Annotated in this window: 2 protein-coding genes; one reads left to right on the forward strand and one right to left on the reverse strand. The window is 50.6% G+C overall.

The genetic code is table 11. The features are described 5' to 3' along the window. Positions 1-30 precede the first annotated feature (30 nt). Positions 31-345: a transposase gene (locus AWJ19_RS11415; protein WP_157889992.1), complete on the forward strand. Its 315-nt coding sequence runs from the start codon at positions 31-33 to the stop codon at positions 343-345. 320 nt (positions 346-665) lie between these two features. Here AWJ19_RS11415 and AWJ19_RS36495 read toward each other — a convergent pair whose 3' ends face one another. Continuing rightward, on the reverse strand, positions 666-1,022 hold the full coding sequence (locus AWJ19_RS36495; protein WP_241781699.1) for a hypothetical protein: 357 nt from the start codon (positions 1,020-1,022) through the stop codon (positions 666-668). Between the last annotated feature and the right edge of the window lie 435 nt (positions 1,023-1,457).

Genomic DNA, 1,457 nt, shown 5'->3' on the forward strand with positions numbered 1-1,457 from the left:
TAGACTTAATACATGAGGAGGATGAGCACTATGGGAAAAATGTCCGAACAGAGAGAGAGGGCTGCACAAGAGGTCTTGTCTGGCATTAAGGCAGCGGTTGTTGCCAGAAAATACGGTGTTACCCCGGGTACAGTGAATCAATGGGTGAGGGATCATCGGGAACAGCATGGCGAACAAGAGCATCCCTATCCCCAGGAGCAGGCAGAAGAGCTAAAGCGCCTTCTTGAGGTCGAGCAGAAATACGAGAAGGCCGTCAAAATGCTTGGAGAAAAAGATCTGGAGATCGAGATTCTACGTGAACTGCTAAAAAAGCCAACCCCTGCTTATCCGAAAAAATCAAGGTAGCCGAGCTGTTCATTAAGCAGGGGAATTCAGCAGTCCTGGTGTTGCGTATCATTGGGCTGGCGGAGTCCACATACTATGACCGCATCAAGCGCAAGTCACAGTCCCCGCAAGCAGCTCAAGGTGGGCGCGGGAGACCTGTGCCGGGTTATTCCCTTACGGAGTCCGGGGAGAAGATTAGCGACGAGCAAATCCAGGAGTGGCTTCTGGAATTGATTTCTGGAGAAGAGCACGTGTACGGGTACAAGCTGCTTGCGGAATGCTTGTGGAATCAGTACAGGTTAAAGCTGAACCATAAGAAGAGCTACCGGCTGTGTAAGGCACTAGATATCCTGCAGCCACAACGTCAGAAGCGCTTCAAGCATCCCCGAAAGCTGCCAGAGAACCGAGTCATCAACGGACGTAACCAGCTCTGGCAGATGGACATTAAATATGGTTACGTCGCGGGTCGCGACAGGCATTTCTTCGTCCTTAGCATTATCGATGTATTTACCCGTGTCATCGTCGGCTACTACAGAGGATCGTCGTGTGAGGCGAAGCATGCCTGTCAGACGCTTTGGAGAGCCATGGACTCTCACTGTACGAATCACAGCGAACGCCCAGTGATACGAACCGACAATGGACCACAGTTCGTGAGCCACCTTTTTGGAGATATGTGTGAAGGTTGGGAGATTACACACGAACGGATTCCGCCTCGAACGCCGGATCTCAATGCTTTTATTGAATCGTTCCACAGCAACATGGAGAGAGATCTATTTGGCAAGGCAGAGTTCGCAACGTTTGAACATGCCTATGAAGCCGTAGACGGTTACATGGACTTCTACAACAACCGCAGAATGCATACAAGTCTTCGCAGAATGCCACCGGCCAAATTTTCAGAGTGGGTCATGAGCCTAGAAGACCGATCCGACTTCTTCTGGCCGAGGAAAAAAGCGAAATAAAGAGTAAATCTACGGCAAGAGTCGATTTTATATGGGAGACTCCGGAATTAGGGGGTCGCACCGGAATCAGCCCATCCATCCGCAAACGAGCCGCACCAAGGGGAAAAATCCCCTTAAATCGCCTCATCCGTCCGCAAACGAGCCACATTAAGGGGAAAAATCCCCTTGAATCAG

This window comes from Paenibacillus sp. DMB5, assembly GCF_001517085.1.
GTDB lineage: Bacteria > Bacillota > Bacilli > Paenibacillales > Paenibacillaceae > Paenibacillus_AQ.